General features: G+C 64.5%; 5 protein-coding genes. 3 read left to right on the top strand and 2 right to left on the bottom strand.

Annotated elements, in window-relative coordinates; all coding sequences use genetic code 11:
• The coding region (locus ACRDUX_RS28465) for a rhodanese-like domain-containing protein (RefSeq protein WP_526418795.1) at nt 1-292 on the bottom strand (292 nt) is incomplete at its 3' end.
• A 401-nt stretch (nt 293-693) separates the two neighbouring features.
• Here ACRDUX_RS28465 and ACRDUX_RS28460 point away from each other — a divergent pair.
• Entirely contained in the window at nt 694-849 is a 156-nt protein-coding gene (locus ACRDUX_RS28460; protein ID WP_526418793.1) for a hypothetical protein, read from the top strand.
• Between the two features lie 125 nt (nt 850-974).
• On the opposite strand, the gene sodN is transcribed toward ACRDUX_RS28460, so the two are convergent.
• Nucleotides 975-1,397: a superoxide dismutase, Ni gene (gene sodN / locus ACRDUX_RS28455; protein ID WP_526418792.1), complete on the bottom strand. Its 423-nt coding sequence runs from the start codon at nt 1,395-1,397 to the stop codon at nt 975-977.
• Between the two features lie 85 nt (nt 1,398-1,482).
• On the opposite strand from sodN, the gene ACRDUX_RS28450 reads away from it, so the two are divergent.
• Both ACRDUX_RS28450 and ACRDUX_RS28445 read left to right on the top strand, forming a co-directional pair.
• The gene (locus ACRDUX_RS28450) at nt 1,483-1,755 is read left to right on the top strand and encodes a S24/S26 family peptidase (protein ID WP_526418790.1); all 273 of its coding nucleotides are present in this window, start codon (nt 1,483-1,485) and stop codon (nt 1,753-1,755) included.
• 123 nt (nt 1,756-1,878) lie between these two features.
• Entirely contained in the window at nt 1,879-2,412 is a 534-nt protein-coding gene (locus tag ACRDUX_RS28445; protein WP_526418788.1) for a peptidase, read from the top strand.
• Nucleotides 2,413-2,429 lie beyond the last annotated feature (17 nt).

Here is a 2,429-nt window from a genome sequence, read left to right as displayed (position 1 = left end):
CTGCCCAGGCGAGCATGCCGCCCGACACGTTGATCGGTTCGTAACCGTTGCGGGCGAGATACTGCGCGACCCGTTGGGAGCGGCCACCCGCGTGGCACACCACGTAGAGCGTGGCGTCGGTGTCGATCTCCCCGATCCGGGCGGGGACGTCACCCATCGGGATGTGTTGCGCCCCCTCGGCGTGACCGCGCTGCCATTCGTCGTCCTCGCGCACGTCGAGCAGCACCACGGTCTGGCCGAACGCGACGGGAACCTCGGCGATCTGGGCCTCGCCCACCTCGTCGTCGCTCACTGCGTCGCTCCTTCCGTCGTCATGGCGTCCAATCGAACCTCTCCTCGACTCTGCACCGCAGGGTTCATGGCATCAATGCTGGCATGGTCGACTCAGCAATCGGACGGCTATCCACAGTTTGCACAGGTTCATGCACAGGCCCGTAGCGGCCGAAATGTCTCTGAACCGGTAATTCTGTGAGTTAGCTCTAATTGACTGGGGATAACGCTGTGCCCGCAACGGCCACTCATCAACAGGTTTCGCGGGCGCGAGCGAAAAACCTTGGCGGGCTAACCACTTGGCTTGTCGGCCACGCGGATTTTCCCACCGCGAAACAATGGGGCTATGATCGCGGTCACAACCTCGGTTGTGACAGATCTCACGGGGGAGGCAAGATTGAACGCGCAGGTCAGGAGCTGTTGATGGCATCGCATCCACTAGGGTCCGGAGCGGTCCCACCAGCCGAATGGCAGACCTCTTCGCACGTCTACACGCACAGCCATCTGATGGCGGGCCTGCGGGCGGGATTGATCGCCCTGGTGCTGCTGGGAGTCCTCGCCCTGATCGTTCTGACCTGATCGTTCTGACACCCAAGTCTTGATGGCCCGCCTTCGCGGAGCCGGTGCGACTGGGGCTCGTACGTAGAAAGGCCGACCCGGCGCCCGTGAGCGCTGAGTCGGCCTTTTCGATGGTGCCGTTCCGGTCAGGCAGGCGGGTAGACGCCCATGCCCTTGGCCTTCTCGGTCTGCCAGAAGATGTCGGAGATCTGGTCGATCGTCGCGAGCAGCTTCTCGGCGACGGCCACGTCGAGCGACTTCTTGGCGTCGCCCGCTCCGTGAACCCCGTCCCAGAAGAGCTGGTGCAGGTTGGGGAACTGCTCGAAGTGCTCCTTGGCGAAGAAGTCGGCCCACAGCACGGTCAGGTGGTGCTTGACCTCTTCGGCCCGCTGCTCCTTGATGATGATCGCGCGGGTCTTGAAGTGGTCGTCATCCGAATCGTGGTACTTCTGAAGCGTCTTCAGAACCGAGAGCGCCTCGATCTTGGCCTGCGCGGGGTCATATACACCGCAGTACAGGTCGCAGTGAGCATGGGCGGGAGTGGCGTTTGAGAAGAGTCGATGCAGCATGGAACTAACTTACCCTTTGAGGGTGGGAGACAACCATCCTTCGAGAGCCTGGCCGCTTCGCCGATTCTCGGTCGTGGAGGACTCCATGCGCCCATCACTCGGGCCGGGCGACGGGCTGCTTGCACTGCGCTGCGGCCGTCTGCGACGGGGACAACTACGGGTGTTCCCCGACCCGACCCTTCCGACGCGGTGGCTCGTCAAGCGGGTCGGCGACGTCCGCGGAGCCGGTCGGGCCGCGACGTTCGAGGCCCGCTCCGACAACCCGCACGCGCCCGGGGTCGTCGACTCGCGGCGGTTCGGCTGGGTTCCGGCGAAGGGCTCGTATCGCGTGGTATGGACAGTCCGAAATCAGCATTGAAGCGCGGCGGCTGAGCTCGCTGGCACTCGTCTCCCCTTGTGTGCCAACCCCTGTCTGCCTCATTCTGTCGGAATCGACCCACAGCCGTGTCGGGCGGCAGTCACGCACCGATCGGAGAGCACGATGGATACCGGATCCCATGGCACTGTCGAGGTTGCACCCTTCCACTCCGGCGGCTCACTCAAGGGATTCGTCGTTTCTGGCCGCTGGCCCGACTCGACGAAGGAGTGGGCCCAGTTGTTGATGGTCGCGGTCCGGGTGGCGTCGCTTCCCGGATTGCTCTCGACGACAACGATTTTCGGCGTGCGCGAGGAGCTTCCCGACGAGCCGGCACCCGGCACCGTCGGCCTGGTGCTGGCCGAGGGCACCGTCGTCGGCGAATCGGCCATTCAGCCAGGCTATTTCGCACACCGTCAACCGCCCGCGCTGATGATGCTGCACCCGCCGTCGGAGACCATGCCGTCGCTTCCGGAATGCGTGGGCGCCGCGTCCGGCTGCGTTCTGCTCCCCGGCCTTCCACATCTCGGTCTCGATCACCGTGCCGCCTGGGTCGAGGCCGAGTCCGATGGCACCATCACCTCGATGGTCAGCCGGGTCGGCGTCGACCCCATCACCCATCCCGACACTGCAGTGTTGGCCATGCTGCTTGCGGCATAAGGGTTTTCGCGTCTAAG

Source organism: Mycobacterium sp., from assembly GCF_050701675.1.
Taxonomy (GTDB): Bacteria; Actinomycetota; Actinomycetes; order Mycobacteriales; family Mycobacteriaceae; genus Mycobacterium.
Note: the sequence above shows the minus strand (reverse complement) of the source record. Positions and strands in the feature narration are given on the sequence as shown.

Excerpts from the sequence above, each read along its gene's own strand:
- ACRDUX_RS28460 (WP_526418793.1), top strand. The coding sequence starts at position 694 with ATGGCATCGCATCCACTAGGGTCCGGAGCGGTCCCACCAGCCGAATGG.
- ACRDUX_RS28445 (WP_526418788.1), top strand. The coding sequence starts at position 1,879 with ATGGATACCGGATCCCATGGCACTGTCGAGGTTGCACCCTTCCACTCC.
- ACRDUX_RS28450 (WP_526418790.1), top strand. The coding sequence starts at position 1,483 with ATGCGCCCATCACTCGGGCCGGGCGACGGGCTGCTTGCACTGCGCTGC.
- sodN (WP_526418792.1), bottom strand. The coding sequence starts at position 1,397 with ATGCTGCATCGACTCTTCTCAAACGCCACTCCCGCCCATGCTCACTGC.